This window comes from Sphingomonas sp. CFBP8993 (genome assembly GCF_034044895.1).
GTDB lineage: Bacteria > Pseudomonadota > Alphaproteobacteria > Sphingomonadales > Sphingomonadaceae > Sphingomonas.
The window spans coordinates 36,274-53,840 of sequence record NZ_JAXCWU010000008.1 but is presented as its reverse complement, the minus strand read 5'-3'; the positions used below and the strand labels follow the sequence as shown (position 1 = coordinate 53,840).

The 17,567-nt window shown below is 60.5% G+C and carries 15 protein-coding genes; 11 read left to right on the top strand and 4 right to left on the bottom strand.

The window, feature by feature from the left end:
- Positions 1-64 precede the first annotated feature (64 nt).
- Positions 65-472: a GntR family transcriptional regulator gene (locus SOM26_RS16010; RefSeq protein ID WP_320453716.1), complete on the bottom strand. Its 408-nt coding sequence runs from the start codon at positions 470-472 to the stop codon at positions 65-67.
- A 106-nt stretch (positions 473-578) separates the two neighbouring features.
- Here SOM26_RS16010 and SOM26_RS16005 point away from each other — a divergent pair, with 106 nt between their 5' ends.
- Both SOM26_RS16005 and SOM26_RS16000 read left to right on the top strand, forming a co-directional pair.
- Entirely contained in the window at positions 579-1,421 is an 843-nt protein-coding gene (locus SOM26_RS16005) for a PhzF family protein (RefSeq protein ID WP_320453786.1), read from the top strand.
- Positions 1,421-2,026: a DJ-1/PfpI family protein gene (locus tag SOM26_RS16000; RefSeq protein WP_320453715.1), complete on the top strand. Its 606-nt coding sequence runs from the start codon at positions 1,421-1,423 to the stop codon at positions 2,024-2,026. Before SOM26_RS16005 ends, SOM26_RS16000 begins: the two co-directional genes overlap by 1 nt.
- Positions 2,027-2,065: 39 nt before the next feature.
- On the opposite strand, the gene SOM26_RS15995 is transcribed toward SOM26_RS16000, so the two are convergent.
- Positions 2,066-3,097 carry a zinc-binding alcohol dehydrogenase family protein gene (locus SOM26_RS15995; RefSeq protein WP_320453714.1) on the bottom strand — a complete coding sequence of 344 codons (1,032 nt, stop codon included), beginning with the start codon at positions 3,095-3,097 and terminating at the stop codon, positions 2,066-2,068.
- 100 nt (positions 3,098-3,197) lie between these two features.
- Here SOM26_RS15995 and SOM26_RS15990 point away from each other — a divergent pair, with 100 nt between their 5' ends.
- From SOM26_RS15990 to SOM26_RS15965, 6 genes are all read left to right on the top strand, one after another.
- Positions 3,198-3,545, top strand: a complete 348-nt coding sequence (locus SOM26_RS15990; protein ID WP_184110653.1) for a winged helix-turn-helix transcriptional regulator — start codon at positions 3,198-3,200, stop codon at positions 3,543-3,545.
- Positions 3,546-3,701: 156 nt separating this feature from the next.
- Positions 3,702-4,784, top strand: coding sequence for a DNA polymerase IV (dinB, locus tag SOM26_RS15985; RefSeq protein WP_320453713.1), 1,083 nt, complete (start codon positions 3,702-3,704; stop codon positions 4,782-4,784).
- Entirely contained in the window at positions 4,784-5,344 is a 561-nt protein-coding gene (locus tag SOM26_RS15980) for an alpha-ketoglutarate-dependent dioxygenase AlkB (protein ID WP_320453785.1), read from the top strand. Before dinB ends, SOM26_RS15980 begins: the two co-directional genes overlap by 1 nt.
- Positions 5,345-5,492: 148 nt before the next feature.
- Complete coding sequence (locus SOM26_RS15975; RefSeq protein WP_320453712.1) at positions 5,493-8,336, top strand: class I SAM-dependent DNA methyltransferase; 2,844 nt, start codon at positions 5,493-5,495, stop codon at positions 8,334-8,336.
- The gene (locus tag SOM26_RS15970) at positions 8,333-9,388 is read left to right on the top strand and encodes an endonuclease NucS domain-containing protein (protein WP_320453711.1); all 1,056 of its coding nucleotides are present in this window, start codon (positions 8,333-8,335) and stop codon (positions 9,386-9,388) included. Before SOM26_RS15975 ends, SOM26_RS15970 begins: the two co-directional genes overlap by 4 nt.
- Entirely contained in the window at positions 9,385-11,472 is a 2,088-nt protein-coding gene (locus SOM26_RS15965; protein WP_320453710.1) for a DEAD/DEAH box helicase, read from the top strand. The genes SOM26_RS15970 and SOM26_RS15965 overlap by 4 nt, the downstream gene beginning before the upstream one ends.
- Here the strand turns inward: SOM26_RS15965 and SOM26_RS15960 are convergent.
- Positions 11,462-11,722 (bottom strand): hypothetical protein, encoded by a 261-nt coding sequence (locus tag SOM26_RS15960; protein WP_320453709.1) that lies wholly within the window; start codon positions 11,720-11,722, stop codon positions 11,462-11,464. The genes SOM26_RS15965 and SOM26_RS15960 overlap by 11 nt on opposite strands.
- On the opposite strand from SOM26_RS15960, the gene SOM26_RS15955 reads away from it, so the two are divergent.
- From SOM26_RS15955 to SOM26_RS15945, 3 genes are all read left to right on the top strand, one after another.
- On the top strand, positions 11,711-12,673 hold the full coding sequence (locus SOM26_RS15955; protein WP_320453708.1) for a GIY-YIG nuclease family protein: 963 nt from the start codon (positions 11,711-11,713) through the stop codon (positions 12,671-12,673). The two genes, SOM26_RS15960 and SOM26_RS15955, sit on opposite strands and share 12 nt — an antisense overlap.
- 372 nt (positions 12,674-13,045) lie before the next feature.
- Positions 13,046-14,242: a hypothetical protein gene (locus SOM26_RS15950; protein WP_320453707.1), complete on the top strand. Its 1,197-nt coding sequence runs from the start codon at positions 13,046-13,048 to the stop codon at positions 14,240-14,242.
- Positions 14,243-15,340 (top strand): hypothetical protein, encoded by a 1,098-nt coding sequence (locus tag SOM26_RS15945; RefSeq protein WP_320453706.1) that lies wholly within the window; start codon positions 14,243-14,245, stop codon positions 15,338-15,340. It begins immediately after the preceding gene.
- A gap of 1,126 nt (positions 15,341-16,466) precedes the next feature.
- Here SOM26_RS15945 and SOM26_RS15940 read toward each other — a convergent pair.
- Positions 16,467-17,566, bottom strand: a protein-coding gene (locus SOM26_RS15940) for an IS3 family transposase (RefSeq protein WP_320453705.1) whose coding sequence is annotated in 2 segments (ribosomal slippage) — positions 16,467-17,305 and positions 17,305-17,566 — 1,101 coding nt in all. Because the reading frame shifts where the segments join, the coding sequence is not laid out codon by codon here.
- Between the last annotated feature and the right edge of the window lies 1 nt (position 17,567).

Sequence of the window (17,567 nt, the reverse complement as noted above, 5' to 3'; positions counted from 1 at the left end):
GAAAGACAGGCTGTCAGGGGAACCCGGTTCGTTGATGGATTTGAAGCGAACCCCTGCATCGCTCCTAATTGCTTCGACGGGCGCGCCCGAGGCTGTGTGTCAGTCCACTTCTCGTGTGATCGGATAGCCAGCCGCATCCCGGCATCAGTTCGTGCCGCCGCTCGCCCAGCGACTGGCGCAGCATCCAGAGCGGGTCGACCTCGCGCTCCTTTGTGCTGGCGAGCCGATCCAGCGCCAGTGGCGCCAAGGGCGCGGCAACATAAAAGCCCGACCCAGGTCGTGATCGGATCGCTCCTTCGGCGGCGAGGCGATCATAGGCCTCGACCACCGTCGAGCGCGCGACGCCGCTCGTCTCGGCCATGGCGCGGATAGACGGCAGCCGTGCGCCTGGCGTCAGCGCGCGACTATCGATCCGGTCGCGGATCGCGCGGACCACCATGCCGGTGCGGGTTTCGTCGGGGGCGCTCGCCATCGTACTGCCAATCTCACCAATACAGTTCGGCATGATCGTACCGATGTGTATCTTTCAGCGCCAGTCGTCGCGCGTTACGACCAGCCATCAGCAACAGGAGATGCTCGTGACCCGCCCCTTCCGCCTGATCGACGTGTTCGGCACCGATCCGCTGACCGGCAATCCGCTGGCCGTCATCGCCGATGCCGAGGGTCTGACGACGGACGAGATGCAGGCGATCGCAAGCTGGCTGAACTTCTCGGAAACGACGTTCCTGCTGCCGCCGACCGATCCATCGGCTGACTATCGCGTGCGCATTTTCACCATGGCGCACGAACTGCCCTTCGCCGGTCACCCGACCTTGGGGAGCGCTCATGCGTGGGCGGAAGCGGGCGGGCAACCGAAGCAGGACGGCGTGATCGTGCAGGAATGCGGCGTCGGGCTGGTCACGATCCGGCGCGATGGCGACCAGCTTGCTTTTGCCGCGCCACCGCTGCTGCGCGGGGGTACGCCAACCGAGGCGGAGATCGCTCAGGTCGTTGAGTTGCTGCGGATCGACCGCGCGGCGATCGTCGACGCCGCCTGGGCGGACAATGGCCCCGGCTGGATCGCGGTCATGCTGGAGTCTGCGGAGGCAGTGCTGGCGGTCGAACCGGCGCGGTACCACCCCGACCATATCGACATCGGGATCGTCGGCCCGCATGCGCCCGGCAGCGAGGTCGCGTTCGAACTGCGCGCGCTCTTCACCGACGCGCATGGCGGGCTGATCGAGGACCCGGTCACCGGCAGCCTCAACGCCTCGGTCGGCCAGTGGCTGTTCGCCAGCGGTCGGGCCAGCGGCAGCTATGTCGCCGCCCAGGGCACGCGCCTCAAACGGAGCGGGCGCATCCATGTCTCGCAGGACGAGGCCGGGCAGGTCTGGGTCGCCGGCGCGACGCGGACTTTATTCTCCGGCCGGACGCAAGGGTGATGCAGGTCGCGGTCTTGACCTTCGACGGCTTCAACGAACTGGATTCGTTCGTGGCCGCTGCGATCATCAACCGGCTGCGCCCGCATGGCTGGGCCGCGCACATCACGGCGCCGACCGAGACGGTGACGTCGTTGAACGGCGTCACCGTCCATCGCCAACGGCCGCTCGCATTCCTCGAGGAGGCGGATGCGGTGCTGGTCGGCAGCGGTGTCCGCACGCATGAGATTGCCACCGATCCGGCGATGCTCGCCCGGCTTCGTCTCGATCGGACGCGGCAGTTGATCGCGGCGCAATGTTCGGGGACGCTGTTGTTGGCCAGGCTCGGCCTGATCGGTGATTTGCCCGCGTGCACCGACCTCACCACCAAGCCATGGGTGGTGGAGGCCGGTGTTACCGTCATCGACGCACCGTTCGCCGCTCATGGCAATGTCGCGACGGCGGGCGGTTGTCTTGCCGCGCCCTATCTCGCCGCATGGCTGATCGCGCGCGGAGGCGAGCCCGAACTGGCGCGCGAGGCCCTTCATTACGTCGCGCCGGTCGGCGAGAAGGCACGCTTCGTCGACCATGCCATGGCGATCGTCGCGGGCGAGTTGGCATTCGCCTGACCCGCCTGCGCGCGCATTTCGTAGGAACCCGCGTCGAGCTTACGCCTGCGGGCTGGCCCAGCCTTCGAGGACGATCTTGCCCCGCGTGGTGGCGCTCTCGATGCGGCGGTGCGCTTCGATCAGGTTAGCGGCGTTGATCGGCGAGAGCGTGTCGGTCGCCGTGGTGCGAATGCGCCCTTCGTCCACCAGTTCGGCCACCGCGTCCAACAGTCGACCCTGCTCGCCGACGTCCGGTGTGTCGAAGAGCGACCGGGTGAACATCAATTCCCAATGGACCGACACCGCCTTGCGCTTGAAGGCGACGATGTCGAGGATGGCGGGATCGTCGATCAGCGCGAAGCGCCCCTGCGGCGCGATCAGCTCGGCGATATCGGCCAGATGGCGATCGGTATGGGTGGTCGAGAAGACGAAGGCGGGCGCGCCGATCTCCAGCGCGGCGATCTGCGGTGCCATCGGCCGGGAATGATCGATGACATGATGCGCGCCTAGGTCACGCACCCAGTTCTGCGTCTCGGCGCGCGAGGCGGTGGCGATCACGGTCAGGTCGGTGCGGGCCCGCGCGATCTGGATCGCCGCGGAACCGACGCCGCCCGCGCCGCCGATGATCAGGATGGCGCGGGCACCGCCGGCTGGCTGGTCGTCGACCTCCAACCGATCGAACAGAGTTTCCCAGGCCGTGATGGCCGTCAGTGGCAGCGCCGCCGCCTCCGCGAAGCCGATGCTGCGGGGGCGATGGCCGACGATCCGCTCGTCGACCAGCTGATATTCCGCATTGCTGCCGTCGCGCATCAGGTCGCCCGCATAGAAGACCTCGTCACCCACCTTGAAGCGGGTGGCCTCCGGGCCGACCGCTTCGACCACGCCCGCCGCATCCCAGCCGAGAATGCGCTCGTCACGGCCGTCGAATGGCGCAGCGCCGGTGCGAACCTTCGCGTCGACGGGGTTCACCGAGATGGCCCGAACTGCGACCAGAATGTCGCGCCCGGTCGGAACGGGTTGCGGCAGTTCGACCTCGACAAGGGCTTCGTCTCGGTCAATCGGGCCGGGCTGGCGATAGGCTATGGCGCGCATGGGTCTTGCTCCTTCTGCTGACGCACGCGAGATAGAGACGGTGTCAGCTTTTGTCGTAGGCACAAAAAACGCTCATAGTGTCGAAAAGGATACCGTTCCGATGGCGAAAGCCCGCCACTCCCGCCTTGATTGTACCCCGGGCTGCGCCGTCGAGGCGGCGGTGAGCCTTATCGACGGCAAGTGGAAGGCGGTGATTCTCTACCATCTGCAGGACGGACGCACGCGCTTCAACGAATTGCGCCGCCGTGTCGGTGACGTGACGCCGCGCATGCTGACCAACCAACTGCGCGAGCTGGAGGCCGATGGCCTGATCGAGCGCGAGGTCTTCGCTCAGGTGCCGCCGCGCGTCGAATACAGCCTGTCGGATCGTGGACGATCCCTGTCGCCGATCATCGCGGCGCTGAAGGCTTGGGGCGATGCGAATATGGACCTCTTCGCGCGGCGGTGATCATCCGGCTGATGCGGCGGCGACGTTCGCGGCGTCGCTCGAACGGCGTCGTGCCCGGATCTACGCCAAGAGATGGGCAGGTGGGGCAAGCGACGGGTTTTCAACGTTTTTGCACATTATGTTCACATCCTGTTCTGCATGCGTTAAAAGGTGCGCATGGCGGTGCGTAAGATCATTCACGTCGACATGGACGCCTTCTTCGCCTCGGTGGAGCAGCGTGACGATCCGTCGCTGCGCGGCAAGCCGGTTGCGGTCGGTCATGCCGCCGCGCGGGGCGTGGTCGCGGCGGCCAGCTACGAGGCGCGCACGTTCGGCGTTCGCTCCGCTTTGCCCTCGGTCACCGCGCTGCGTCGCTGTCCCGACCTGATCTTCGTGCCGCCCCGCTTCGAAGTGTACCGCGACGTCTCGCGCCAGATCCATGACGTGTTCGCGCGCTATACCGACCTGATCCAGCCCTTGTCGCTCGACGAGGCCTATCTCGACGTCACCGCGAACAAGCGCGGCCTGGAAACCGCATGGCTGACCGCCAAGGCGATCCGCGCCGATATTCTCGCAGAGACCGGCCTGACCGCATCGGCGGGCATCTCGTACAACAAGTTCCTGGCCAAACTCGCCTCGGATCATCGAAAGCCCAACGGCCAGTTCGCGGTCACGCCGGATATGGGTGCCGCTTGGGTCGAGACGCTGCCCGTCAGCCGCTTCCACGGCGTCGGACCGGTGACGGCGGAGAAGATGAAGCGGCTGGGGATCGAGACCGGGGCTGATCTGCGCGCCAAGTCGCTGGCGTTCCTGCAGCAACATTTCGGCAGTTCCGCCGAATGGTATCACGCCATCGCGCGCGGGGAAGACGACCGTCCGGTCAATCCGAACCGCGTGCGCAAGTCGTCGGGGTCAGAAACGACGTTCAACCGCGACCTGACCGAACCCGGGGAGATTGAGGCCGGCGTACTGAAGATGGCGGACGATGTCTGGGACTGGTGCGAGGGACGGCAAGCCTTTGGCCGCACCGTCACGGTGAAGGTCAAATACGCTGACTTCCATCAGATCACCCGGCGGCGCAGCCAGCCCGTGGCGGTCATCAGTCGCGAAGGCCTCCACCACGCCGCGCTCGACCTGATCAGGTCGGTCCTGCCGACCCCGAAGGGGATACGACTGGTCGGCGTAACGGTATCGAACTTCGTCGAGGCCGGGGCAGCGGCGCCGACCGAATTGCCGATCTTCGCGGAGGCGGCGGCGTGATGCTCGACCTCTTTGACGCGCCGCTACTGGCGGGGCTCGCCACGCGGGCGAACCTGATCACGGCGGACGAGGAGCGCATGCTGATAGAGCGGATCGACGCGACCGATCTCGAACCGTTCCGCTTTCAGGGCTGGACGGGCAAGCGGCTGACAACGTCCTTCGGATGGAGCTACGACTTCAAGGTCGGGCGCCCGAAGGATGCGCCGCCCATGCCGGACTGGCTCGTACCTATTCGCGACAGGGCGGCCGATTTCGCCGGCCTCGCGCCCGAGGCGCTGATCCAAGCGCTGCTCATCCGCTACGACCCAGGCGCCGGGATTGGCTGGCATCGCGACCGGCCGATCTACGGCCATGTGCTCGGCATCTCCCTCGGCGAACCGGCGACGATGCGCTTCCGGCGGCGGCGCGCCGATGGCTTCGACCGGGTGTCGGTGCCGCTTGACCCGCGTGGCGGCTATCACATGAGCGGACCTGCCCGCCACGATTGGGAGCACAGCATCGCTCCAATGGAACGGCCGCGCTGGTCGATCACCTTTCGGAGTCTAGCGGAGAATCGGTGAGCAGGGACGAGCGCACTCGCGCTATGGGGATCGGTGCATCGATTTGGCCGCAATGACAGGCGATGACTATCGCACTGACCTATCCTATCGTCCGCCCGATGAATCAGTCCCGCCAGTGCGGGCCAGCCTGTTGGACCTGACGAACCGAATGAACGCCGTCGAAATTGAAGAAGCCGTATCCGACCTCGTCCAACAGCCGTTCGACGCCGCCGAATTCCCGTTCCAGTTTATCACTGCGTTCGGCGCCAAGAAGGCGACCGTCGACCGCCTGCGCGCGACGAAGAACGGCACCAACCAGTCGGATGTCGGCGGCGTCCTGCAGCGGAACAACATCCATATCGGCATCGCCCCCGTCGGACAGGTCGGCGCGATGCTCGCAACCTTACGCGCCAGTCCCAAGACCATCAGCGCGAAGGCCAAGTTCCTCCTCGCCACCGATGGCGAGACGGTGGAGGCCGAGGATCTGGTCGGCGGCGACGTCATCGCCTGTTCTTACGCCGACCTGCCGCGCCATTTCGCGACCTTCCTGCCGCTGGCGGGCATCTCCACGGTCAAGGAGATCAAGAACAACCCCATCGACGTCAAGGCGACGGGGCGGCTCAACAAGCTGTATGTCGAGCTGCTGAAGGACAATCCGGACTGGGCGACCGAGGAGCGGCGGCATGAGCTGAACCAGTTCATGGCGCGGCTGATCTTCTGCTTCTTCGCCGAGGATACCGGCATCTTCCGCGAGAACCAGTTCACCGCCACCATCACCCAGATGAGCCATGCCGGGCACGGCACCGGCGAGGAGCAATGGGGCAACACGCACGAGGTGCTGACCGAGCTGTTCCGCGCGATGGATACGCCAGTCACGCATGAGGGCAATCTCGACGACCGCTATCGCCGCGCGGCGGGCATCCGGCCCTATGCGGACGTCTTTCCCTACGTGAACGGCGGCCTGTTCACCGGCGCGACCGAGAGTCCGCGCTTCAGCCGCACCGCGCGCGCCTATCTGCTGCGCGCGGGCGAGCTCGACTGGAAGGAAATCAACCCGGACATCTTCGGATCGATGATCCAGGCCGTCGCCGACGATGGCGAGCGCGGCGAGCTCGGGATGCACTATACCAGCGTGCCCAACATCCTGAAGGTGCTGAACCCGCTGTTCCTCGATGGCTTGCGCGAGCAGCTGGAGGCGGCGGGCGACAGCCGCCAGAAACTGCGCAACCTGCGGCGGCGGCTGGGGAGCATCCGTGTGTTCGACCCGGCGTGCGGATCGGGCAATTTCCTGGTCATCGCGTACAAGGAGATGCGGGCGATCGAGGCGGTGATCGTCGAGCGGCTGGGTGGCGAGGCCAATCTGAAGCTGGATGAGCGGCGCAGCGTCATCCCCTTGAGCAACTTCTATGGCATCGAGATCAAGGGCTTCGCCGCCGAGATCGCCCGCCTCGCGCTGCTGATCGCCGAGTTCCAGGCGGACTGCCTGTACCTCAGCCAGCAGGAAGCCCGTGCGATGGTGTTGCCGCTGCATAAGACGGGGCAGATCACGGTGGGGAATGCCTTGCGGCGGGATTGGTTAGAGGTGTGTCCGCCGGTCCGCGTGGGGAGCGGTGCAGAGCAAGATTTGGGTGGGCCGACCGGGCGGCTGGCGCTGGAGGCAAACGGGTTGGGAGAGGTCGCGGGGGTTGAAACATATATCTGCGGCAATCCGCCCTATCTCGGCAGCACTTGGCAAACCGCAAGCCAAAAGGCGGACCTAGAGGCAATCTTCGGCAGTCGAACCGATCTCTGGAAGTCACTAGACTATGTCGCGGGCTGGTTCATGAAGGCCGCCGACTTCGGCACAAAAACGACCGCGGCTAGCGCCTTCGTAAGCACCAATTCTATCTGCCAAGGTCAGCAGGTACCTATCCTGTGGCCCCTCATCTTTGCAACCGGCCGATCGATCGCCTTTGCACATACGTCTTTCAAGTGGGCCAATTTGGCGAGCCACAATGCGGGTGTGACTGTCGTCATCGTCGGCTTGGCCGAAGAGCGTAAAGGTGCTATTCTTTTCGCGATAGACGACAATGGTATTGTCACTACCAAGGCGGCGGGCCACATCAACGCCTACCTTGTTGACGGTCCTGATGTTGTTGTCGAGAAGTCATCATCGCCAATCAGCGGTCTCGCGCCGATGGATTTCGGCAGCAAACCGGTAGATGGTGGGCATCTTCTGCTGGACTCCAAGGAGGTCGCCTCACTGAGCCTTACCCCGGATGAGCAGGCGCGTTTCATTCGCTGCCTCTACGGCTCGTTCGAGTTCATCAACGGCGTCATCCGTTACGCTATCTGGATCAGCGACGCAGACGAGAAAGAAGCTCGCCTGATCCCGACCTTGGTGGAACGCTTTGCCAAAGTGTCGGAAATGCGCGCCGGGAGTTCCAAGTCTCGGACAAGAGACGGTGCTCGCTGGCCTTACCGATTCGATGAAAGGCGGCAGAGCGGACGCGAGCAATTGATAGTTGTGCCAGCAATAAGCTCGGAAAATAGAGATTACCTGCCCTGTGGAGTTCTTCCATCTGGTGCGATCATAAACAACAAGTGCTATGCGCTTTATGATGCACCCGTGTGGAATATGGCTTTAGTCGTATCTCGGATGCACTGGGTCTGGATCGCCACCGTCTGCATGCGCATGCGCACCGACTTCTCTTACTCTAACACCCTTGGCTGGAACACATTCCCGGTACCCAAGCTCACCGGGCAGGACAAGGCCAACCTCACCCGCACGGCCGAGAACATCCTGCTCACGCGCGAGGCGCATTTCCCCGCGACCATCGCGGACCTCTACGACCCCGACGCCATGCCGGACGACCTGCGCCGCGCGCATGACGAAAATGACGAGGTGCTGGAGCGCATCTATATCGGCCGCCGCTTCCGCAACGATACCGAGCGGCTGGAAAAGCTGTTCGACCTCTACACCAAGATGACGGCGAACCAGCCGAAACCGAAGAAGGGCAAAAAAGCCGCATGACCCGCCTGTTCCGCATCACCGAAACCGGGTTGGTCGAAAGCCGCCGCAAGCCGCTCGATCTGGAAAGCCGGATCGAGGATTGGGTGGCGCGCGACCTCAGCCTTGTCGGCGTCGACGGCTTCGTCATTGGCCGCCAGGTCGCGACCGATCACGGCACGCGCATCGACCTGCTGGCGATGGACGAGGACGGCAACCTCATCATCATCGAACTGAAGCGTGACCGATCCCCCCGCGACATCGTCGGGCAGGTGCTCGACTATGCGTCCTGGGTGCGACACCTGACGACCAAGGACGTGCATGATCTCGTCCGCGCCGCCACCGGCCGTTCGCTGCCGGACTTGTACCGCGATCGTTACGGGAAGGCGGTGCCGGAAACGCTCAACGCTTCGCACCAGATGATCGTGGTCGCGAGCGAGGTCGACGAGGCAACCAAGCGGATCATCGAATATCTGTCCGAAGAACATGACGTCGGCATCAACGCCAGCTTCTTCAACATTTTCGGCGACCAGGGCCACGAATGGCTGACCACCGACAGCCTGCTCGACCAGGAAGAGGTGAAGGACCGCGCCGTCAAGAAGGCGAGGGCGCCGTGGTCGGGGTTTTATTATGTCACCGGCGGGGCGGAGGAGGATCGGCCGTGGGAAGAGCTGCGCCGCTACGGCTTTTTCACCGCCTGTGGTGGCCGCCGCTACAGCAATGCACTGGACCGGCTCGAAATCGGGGCACCTATCTTCTATTACCAGAAGAATAGGGGGTATTTGGGCTACGGGCTGGTGACGACCGCCAAGATGCCGGCGGCGGAGTTCAGGCTTGCGTCCGGTGATCTTCTTCCTGACGTGCTGCCCAGCGGATATGTGACCGATTATGCCGATGATCCCGACATCGCGTCCTATGTCGTCGGCGTAGATTGGAAGAGGACATTCGATCGCGACGAAGCCCGATGGTTTTCGGGGATTTTCGCCAACCAGAACGTCGTCTGCAAAATCTATGACCAGCAAACCGCCGATTTCCTGCGCGAGCAATTCGGCGTGACGCATGAGGAAAGTGAATGACCGATCACCGCCCCATTCCGGCCGTGCGTCTCGTCACCGGCCAGACCGGCGCATCCTCGAGCGCCAACGAACTGGGCATGCGGCCGATGCAGGCGCGCGCCTATGCGCATCGCGGCGAGCAGTATCTGCTGATCAAGTCGCCGCCCGCGTCGGGCAAATCCCGCGCGTTGATGTTCATCGCGCTCGATAAGCTGCACAACCAGGGCGTCAAACAGGCGATTATCGTGGTCCCGGAGCGCTCGATCGGCGGCAGCTTCGCCGACGAGCCGTTGTCGGCACACGGCTTCTGGGCCGACTGGACGGTGAAGCCGCACTGGAACCTGTGCAACACGCCCGGCGCCGACGACGTGAAGGTCGCCAAGTCGAAGGTGAAGGCGGTCGGCGAATTCTTGGCCAGCGACGACACGGTGCTGGTCTGCACCCACGCCACCTTCCGCTTCGCGATCGACGAGCTGGGGATCGCAGCGTTCGACGGGCGTCTGATCGCGGTGGACGAGTTCCACCACGTCTCGGCGAACCCGGAGAACCGGCTGGGTGCGCAACTGGGCCAGCTGATCGCGCGCGACAAGGTCCATCTGGTCGCGATGACCGGCAGCTATTTCCGCGGCGACGCGGTCGCGGTGCTGTCGGCGGAGGACGAAGCGAAGTTCACCACCGTCACCTACACCTATTACGAGCAGCTCAACGGCTATCGCTATCTGAAGACGCTCGACATCGCGTACAGCTTCTACACCGGGCGCTATATCGACAAGATCAACGATCTGCTCGACCCGGCGGTGAAGACGATCGTCCATATCCCCAGCGTCAACAGCCGCGAAAGCACCAAGGACAAGCATCGCGAGGTCGAGGAGATCATGGATCACCTCGGGCGATGGAAGGGCACCGACGCGCAAACCGGCTTCCACCTGATCGAGACGGCGGCGGGCGCGACGATCAAGGTCGCCGATCTGGTCGACGACGATCCCGCCAAGCGCGACCGCGTGGCGGCGGCCTTGAAAAGCCCGGAGGCGCGGAGCAATCGTGACCATGTCGACGTCATCATCGCGCTGGGCATGGCGAAGGAGGGGTTCGACTGGATCTGGTGCGAACATGCGCTGACCGTCGGCTATCGCTCCAGCCTGACCGAGATCATCCAGATCATCGGCCGCGCCACCCGCGACGCGCCGGGCAAGACGGTCGCACGCTTCACCAACCTGATCGCCGAACCCGCCGCCGCCGACGACGTGGTGGCCGAGGCGGTCAACGACACGTTGAAGGCGATCGCGGCTAGCCTGCTGATGGAGCAGGTGCTGGCGCCCCGCTTCGAGTTCACGCCGAAGGACGTCGGGGCGAAGGACGGGTTCGATTATGGTCCCGACGGGTATCAGGAAGGTCGCACCAATGTCGGCTTCAACGAGGAACGCGGCCAGTTCCACTTCGAACTGAAGGACCTAGTGCTGCCCAGCTCGACCGAGGGCAAGCGCATCTGCGCCGACGACATCAACGAGGTCATCACCAGCTTCATCCAGGACAAGCAGGCGATCGAACGCGGGCTGTTCGACCCGGAGGTGGTCCCGGAGGAACTGACCCAGGTCCGCATGGGCAAGATCGTCCGCGATCGCTATCCCGACCTTAGCGAAACCGATCAGGAGGCGATCCGCCAGCACGCCATCGCCGCGCTCAACATCACCCAGCAGGCGGCGAAGATCGTCACCGAGACGGCGAGCGATGACGGCAGCGGCGAGCTGAAGGCGAACACTTCGTTCGTCGATGGCGTGCGCAAGTTCATGAATGTGCGCGAGCTAGACATCGACCTGATCGATCGGATCAACCCGTTCGAGGCCGCCTATGCGATCCTCGCCAAGGCGATGAACGAGGGCGCGCTACGCCAGGTGCAGGCCGCGATCTCGGCGCGCAAGACCACGCTGACCGAGGAAGAGGCGCGCGCCTTCGCGATCCGTGCCGTCCAGTGGAAGCGCGAACGCGGTCGCGCGCCCGAGGCGACATCGCAAGACCCGTGGGAGCGCCAGCTGGCGGAGGGCGTCGCCGCCTTCGCCCGCTTCCGCGCGAAAGCCCAGGCCGCGGAGGCCGCCGTTAATGGCTGACATGACCGACGACGATATCCTTGCCGAACTCGGCGTCGACCTGACCCCCAAGAAGGTCCGCGCCCGCACCCCGCGCGAGGAACGGATCATAGCCGGCTTCGAGGATATCGTCCGCTTCCATGACGAACACGGCCGCGTCCCCCAGCATGGCGAGGGCCGCGACATCTTCGAGCGGCTCTACGCGGTGCGCCTCGACCGGCTCCGCGCGCAGGCCGAATGCCGCGAACTGCTGGCGGATATGGACGTGCATGGCCTGCTGGACGGCGCGAACAATGCCGATGCGATTGACGATTTGGACGACAGCGCGCTGCTGGCCGAACTGGGGATCGAGCCCGATGCGTCGAACGACATCACCCAGCTGCGCAACGTCCGCTCCAACGCCGATCGCCAGGCCGCCGAAGAGGTCGCCAGCGCCAAACGCTGCGCGGACTTCGTGACCTTCAAGCCACTGTTCGACCAAGCCCAGGCTGATCTCGACGCAGGCGTCCGCACCACGCGGCCCTTCGTCCGCGATCTCGGCATGTCGAAAGCCGATATCAAACCTGGCGAGTTTTTCATCGTCGGCGGGCAGATCGCCTATGTCGCGAGCATGGGCGAACCGATCGCGGCGCCCAACGGCGACACCGATGCCCGCCTACGCGTCATCTATTCCAACGGTACCGAAAGCGACCTGTTGCTCCGCTCGCTTCAACGCGCGCTGTACAAGGACGAGGGCGGTCGTCGATTCACCGAGCCGACCGCTGGGCCGCTGTTCGATAACGCCGCGAAGGCCGAGGTCGAACCCGACCACCTGCCGACCGGCACGCTCTATGTCCTGCGCAGCCGCTCGACGCACCCGACCATCGCCGCGCACCGCGATCTCGTCCACAAGATCGGCATCACCGGTGGATCGGTCGAGGCGCGCATCGCTAATGCCTCAAACGACGCCACCTATCTGCTCGATGATGTAGACGTGATCGCTACGTACAAATTGTTCGATATCAATCGACCTCGCTTGGAAGCATTGATCCACCGTGTTCTCGAAACGGTTCGCTTCGACATCGAGATACCGGATCGTTTCGGCAAGTTGGTCCGACCGCGCGAATGGTTTCTCGTGCCACTACCTATCATCGATCAGATTGTTGAGCGGATAATGGATGGAACTCTCGCGAACGTCAGTTATGATCCTAAGACGGCTTTGCTCGTCCCGACATCGGGATAGTCCGATCAGCGAGCAATAAATTCTATGTTCGTAACTGGACTTTCTGCAGGTACTCGTTCCGTGTGCTGGAACGAGTTAGCCGCCATCGCTGTGTGACACAGTCGAAAGGCATTTTGCGACCACAATGCGCCGTTTGTGGGAAGGCGCGGGAACGTCGGCTTGCGCCGCAACCCGCCGTTCGGCGGACGTCAACCTGCCAGTCTGCAACGCGCCCATTCCGGCCGCTCATCATTCCTTTTGACGCATCCAACATCGGACGTCCGGCTGCACCGCCGTCTTCAGGATCGCGCCGTCTAATCACCTTGCGCGATTCATAGAATGCGTGTTTGATGAGGCTCAAATTTGTACCCGCTCTAAGGTGTCGGAGAATTTATGCCCCTGGATGTGTTAGGGCTTACCCGCGATCTGCGATCCAATACGCCGGTCGTTTATTGCCAAATGGACATCCCCCAGTATCTCGAGATTGTTGGCGAAGATTTTGGAAATTTCACAATCCAGCGCCGTCGCGAATCCCATAAGGCTTACCAAAGGCTGTCGCACGATATCCGTAATGGCGCACTTCTCCCGTCCATCACGCTTGCTGTGAAACCGGAATTTGTTAGAGAGATCATCCCTATCCTCGCGGATAAGGATCGTACGGCGGAAGCACTGGTTCTGCCTGGCCGGGTTGATATCCTAGACGGATTGCAACGCACCTACATCATGCACGATCTTAAAGAAGCCGAGCACCAGTTCAGTGAAGATCAGAAGATTCTCGTCGAATTCTGGCTAGAAGATGATATAAAGAAATTAATTTATCGAATAATCGTTTTAAATGCTGGTCAGAAGCCTATGTCAATTAGGCATCAGGTAGAGCTCTTATTTATGTCGTTGAAGACATCTATTGAGAGCGAGATTGACGATCTTCAGATATATACTGAGAGAGATACAACCCGGCGTCGTCGTTCGCGAAAATTTCCTTTGAACGTGGTCGTGTCAGCCTATCAGGCCCACATAACCGCGTCATCGGAATCGCAAAAAGAGAATATCATTGCTAATAAGATGCAAATAGAAGCAGCGCTTGACGCGTCTGAGCAAGATATATCTGAGCAATTCCAATCATTCATCAAATATCTGAAGATTTATGCTCGTTTGGACGATCAAGTATTTCGAGTTTATCAAGGTGACGTGGGCGAAGATCCACTTGAAGACCCGATTGATCAGGTTGAAGTTGTTTCCGCTGTGAAGCCTTCGCGCAATGTGCATTGGTTGGCAACAGAAAATGTTTTCGTCTCTTTTTTCGCTGCTGCTGCGCAATTTACATCAAGTGAGTTGCCGGAAAATGTGGCCCTGAAAGCCGAGCGGCTAGATAAAGCGCTTGAAAAGCTATGTGCGAAAATGAGTGAGGCAGAGCCAGGGACTGACCCTCTGGACCTTGATGTGTTTGATCGCCTTCGGATGGGCAACAATCCTCGGAAGGTCAACGTCGGCGCTGCCACGAGAAAATTGCTCGTAAATGGTTTCAAAGAATTTTTCCGCGATGAGGGTGACAGCTCCTTAGGGCGCGCGTGGCAACTCGCCTCCGAATAAATGACTGTTGATGAGATCATTGAAGCTGTGCTCCTTGAGCACATTGGTCCGCACGAGGGTTTTCGTGTCAACAATCCGCGAGAGATCAACGGTTATTTGGCAATTGATCAATTTGCCATTTTACCAATCGCCGCAGTTTCCAGCGGGGTTTCGCAAGAAACGGACTTGGAGGTTATCGATTCCGCAGGGGGTTCACTCGGAACCCTCTGCTTTTCTCGATCTCTTGGCAACATTTCGATAGCCGAATTAACTATTTGGCAGTTTGTCGCTTTTTTAAGCGATGCAGAGCCCACAGAAATTTTAGATAGCCATTATAGTTTTAAGAGGGACTATCTTGTTCTTGAAATTGATATGCTGGATGACTATTTGAATAATTATATTTTGTCTGCCCCTATTTGGGGCAAGTTCAGTCATTTTCCAGTCGATAACCTCGAGCACGTTACTACTGTCGATAAAATAGTAGCAGTTCCGGGCATAAAAATTGCATCCCCGTACCATCAACAAACGCTGAACCGCTATTTGTATGCGAACAATCCATTTGAGAGGTTTTTGCGAATATATCACAGCATAGAACTTCTCTTTGACTACGTTTTAGTAAAAAAGATAAAAGCATTAGATGATAATATATTTGGATTTAGTCAAATATATTCAGACTTTGGGCGCACGGAAATTGATCGTCTTCGGGGGATAATTAGGGAATTTTGCGGAAATGCCTCTTCAATCGCTTCAATATTAGAGAATTCGTCACGTTTTTATTATGATAGAGAAGACATCTTTTTTAAATATAGCAAAAGCGCGAACCCCTTTGGAGATTCAGAAAAATGGGAGAAGCTGACTGAATGTTTAGATGGGTCATCGCTAAATGCTTCGACTTCAAAGCAAAAAAAGCTAATAAGTAAAGAAGATCTTTTTCCAACAATGGTTTTTGACTTGGCTGCTTATTGGATTTATAGAATAAGGTGTTCTATTGCTCATAATCGGGTCGGAGAATTTGTATTTGAGGATCGGCATAGAAACTTTGTCGCAGAGTTCGCTGAGCCATTGATTTTAGAAATTGCAAAGCAAGTCTTCGCTAGCCCTAATTTTGCGGCTTTATAGATTCAAATGCTTGCCGTGCACAAATGCTTGCTGGACGGTTTGGCAAGCATTGTGCAGCAGAGAAGACAATCTGAACGACTACTTGCGGAAATACTCCATCCAGAGCGGACCGCCCCCTACCAGTCAGGGTTGCTCATTCCGGTGACGATCGTTCCGGAACCCCAGAGGTCCGCTTCGACCGAAATATGCCGTTCCTCAGCATGATCTCGGGTGGCGGGTTTGTCCCAACATCGGCCACGTCAAGGGGAATACGATGATCGAGATCTATCGCTCGCCTGCTCAGGCATCACGCCTTGAGCAATGCGTCGGGGCATGTCGCACAGCTATGGCTGACCCGCGAACTGCGACGATCGTCAAGCACGACTACGGCTTGAGGTATCGCCAAGTCGACAAGCCCGTTTGATGGCCTTGCCACGCTGTACCCCTTCTTGTACCCATCACTGTGCAACCCGCCGACAGACGGGGTGAGCGTCGACGCAAAATCAATAGCTTAGCGCACGGAAAAAATTGGTCAGGAATCCTGTCTCCCCGACCATTTCCAAAAAACCGCAGTTTTTCACCGTTTTTTGAGGACCGAGTCGACGCTCTACATAGCACATTCACGTAGCAGTCTAGCCGCCTAAATTTGATGCGCTAAAATCGGCATCGCTCCGCCAACAGTCTATTGAACCGTAGGTCAACCGGGCGTCTGCTAGCATAGGCATCCGCTTGCGGTGAAGCACGATTGAGGTGCCCTGGCTCATGCAAACGCCATTGCGCATCCGGGTATGGTCAAGCGTTCGCCAATTTCGTGCTCAACGTAGGCATTCAGTCTGACGCAACCCTATGACAAGATGCCTCGTGTATAAAACGCGCGGGCGACTTTGACTGGCGAGTATCCTCCGGTAGCTAGGCGATGCCTGGCACTAGTACAAAGGGGTGCCAAATTTGCCACGTGTTAATGGGAGTTCCAGTTAGCTGGGCCCAGCGATCCATATTGGCTAGAAATGCTTGGCCAGTAACGCTACCTTATTCTGCACTGACGTCCCCCCTGTTTTTTCATCCATCTTGAGTGAGAGTTTTCCGGCCCTTGAGCCTCACCCCATCTTAGGTCCGGTCTTTATGAGAAAACCGGCTCTCTTTTTCATCAGGGCAGGCATGCCTGCCCTGATGAAAAAGCGCGCTCCATCGGGGTCTGGTTGCCGAGGGAGCTATGCGGACGGTGCTCGTTGTAATCGCGCCGCCACGCCTCACATTTTATCCGTGCGTCGTCCAAGCTCAAGAACCAGTATGCGTTGAGGCATTCGGCCCGCACCCGGCCGTTGAACGCCTCCGCGAACGCATTGTCGGTTGGCTTTCCAGGCCTGCTAAAGTCCAGCACCACGTCATGCTGGTGTGCCCACAGGTCGAGATCCTTCGAGATGAATTCCGGGCCATTATCCAGACGAATGCGCTTGGGACGACCATGTACCGCGGCAATGCGCTCAAGCGTCTCGACCACGTCAGAGCCGTGGTAGCTCGTCCGTACGTCGAGCGCTGGCGACACACGGGTGAAGTTGTCGACGATCGACAGCACGCGGATCTTGCGCCCGTCGGACAGCTGGTCCGATAGAAAATCCATCGACCAGCACTCGTTGGGCGCCGTCGCTGGCGTCCGGTCATCGCGCAGCTTCGCCTTCACCTTGCGCTTGGGCGTCTTGTTGCGCAGCTGCAGCCCGAGTTCGCGATACAGCCGATGAGTGCGCTTGTGGTTGATCTCCCAGCCCTCCCGTCGGAGAAGCACATGGATGCGTCGATACCCGTAGCGAACACGGGTCGCAGCCAACTCCTTGATCCGCATCTTGAGGCCGGCCTGATCGAGGCGGCGGGACTGATAGCGCTGGGTCGATCGATTGATCGGAAACGCGCTACAGGCTCGCCGTTCGCTGACCTGGTAGCTCGCCTGCAAATAGCCGACGATCTCCCGGGCTCGACCAGGCCCTACATTTTTCGGCGGATGACGTCCTGCAGCATCTCCTTGTCCAGGCTGAGGTTAGCCACCAGCCGCTTCAGCCGGACGTTCTCCTCCTCCAGCACCTTCAGGCGTTTCATCTCCGACGGCATCAGCCCTCCGTATTTACTACGCCATCGGTAGTAGGTCTGGATTGATATGCCGGCCTTCCGGCACACTTCCTCGACGGTTGTTCCATCCTCGGCCTGCTTGAGTATGAACGCTATCTGCTGCTCGCTGAACCTCGACTTCTTCATT

Excerpts from the sequence above, each read along its gene's own strand:
- SOM26_RS16010 (WP_320453716.1), bottom strand. The coding sequence starts at position 472 with ATGGCGAGCGCCCCCGACGAAACCCGCACCGGCATGGTGGTCCGCGCG.
- SOM26_RS16000 (WP_320453715.1), top strand. The coding sequence starts at position 1,421 with ATGCAGGTCGCGGTCTTGACCTTCGACGGCTTCAACGAACTGGATTCG.
- SOM26_RS15995 (WP_320453714.1), bottom strand. The coding sequence starts at position 3,097 with ATGCGCGCCATAGCCTATCGCCAGCCCGGCCCGATTGACCGAGACGAA.
- SOM26_RS15990 (WP_184110653.1), top strand. The coding sequence starts at position 3,198 with ATGGCGAAAGCCCGCCACTCCCGCCTTGATTGTACCCCGGGCTGCGCC.
- dinB (WP_320453713.1), top strand. The coding sequence starts at position 3,702 with ATGGCGGTGCGTAAGATCATTCACGTCGACATGGACGCCTTCTTCGCC.
- SOM26_RS15980 (WP_320453785.1), top strand. The coding sequence starts at position 4,784 with ATGCTCGACCTCTTTGACGCGCCGCTACTGGCGGGGCTCGCCACGCGG.
- SOM26_RS15975 (WP_320453712.1), top strand. The coding sequence starts at position 5,493 with ATGAACGCCGTCGAAATTGAAGAAGCCGTATCCGACCTCGTCCAACAG.
- SOM26_RS15970 (WP_320453711.1), top strand. The coding sequence starts at position 8,333 with ATGACCCGCCTGTTCCGCATCACCGAAACCGGGTTGGTCGAAAGCCGC.
- SOM26_RS15965 (WP_320453710.1), top strand. The coding sequence starts at position 9,385 with ATGACCGATCACCGCCCCATTCCGGCCGTGCGTCTCGTCACCGGCCAG.
- SOM26_RS15955 (WP_320453708.1), top strand. The coding sequence starts at position 11,711 with ATGGACGTGCATGGCCTGCTGGACGGCGCGAACAATGCCGATGCGATT.
- SOM26_RS15960 (WP_320453709.1), bottom strand. The coding sequence starts at position 11,722 with ATGCACGTCCATATCCGCCAGCAGTTCGCGGCATTCGGCCTGCGCGCG.
- SOM26_RS15950 (WP_320453707.1), top strand. The coding sequence starts at position 13,046 with ATGCCCCTGGATGTGTTAGGGCTTACCCGCGATCTGCGATCCAATACG.
- SOM26_RS15945 (WP_320453706.1), top strand. The coding sequence starts at position 14,243 with ATGACTGTTGATGAGATCATTGAAGCTGTGCTCCTTGAGCACATTGGT.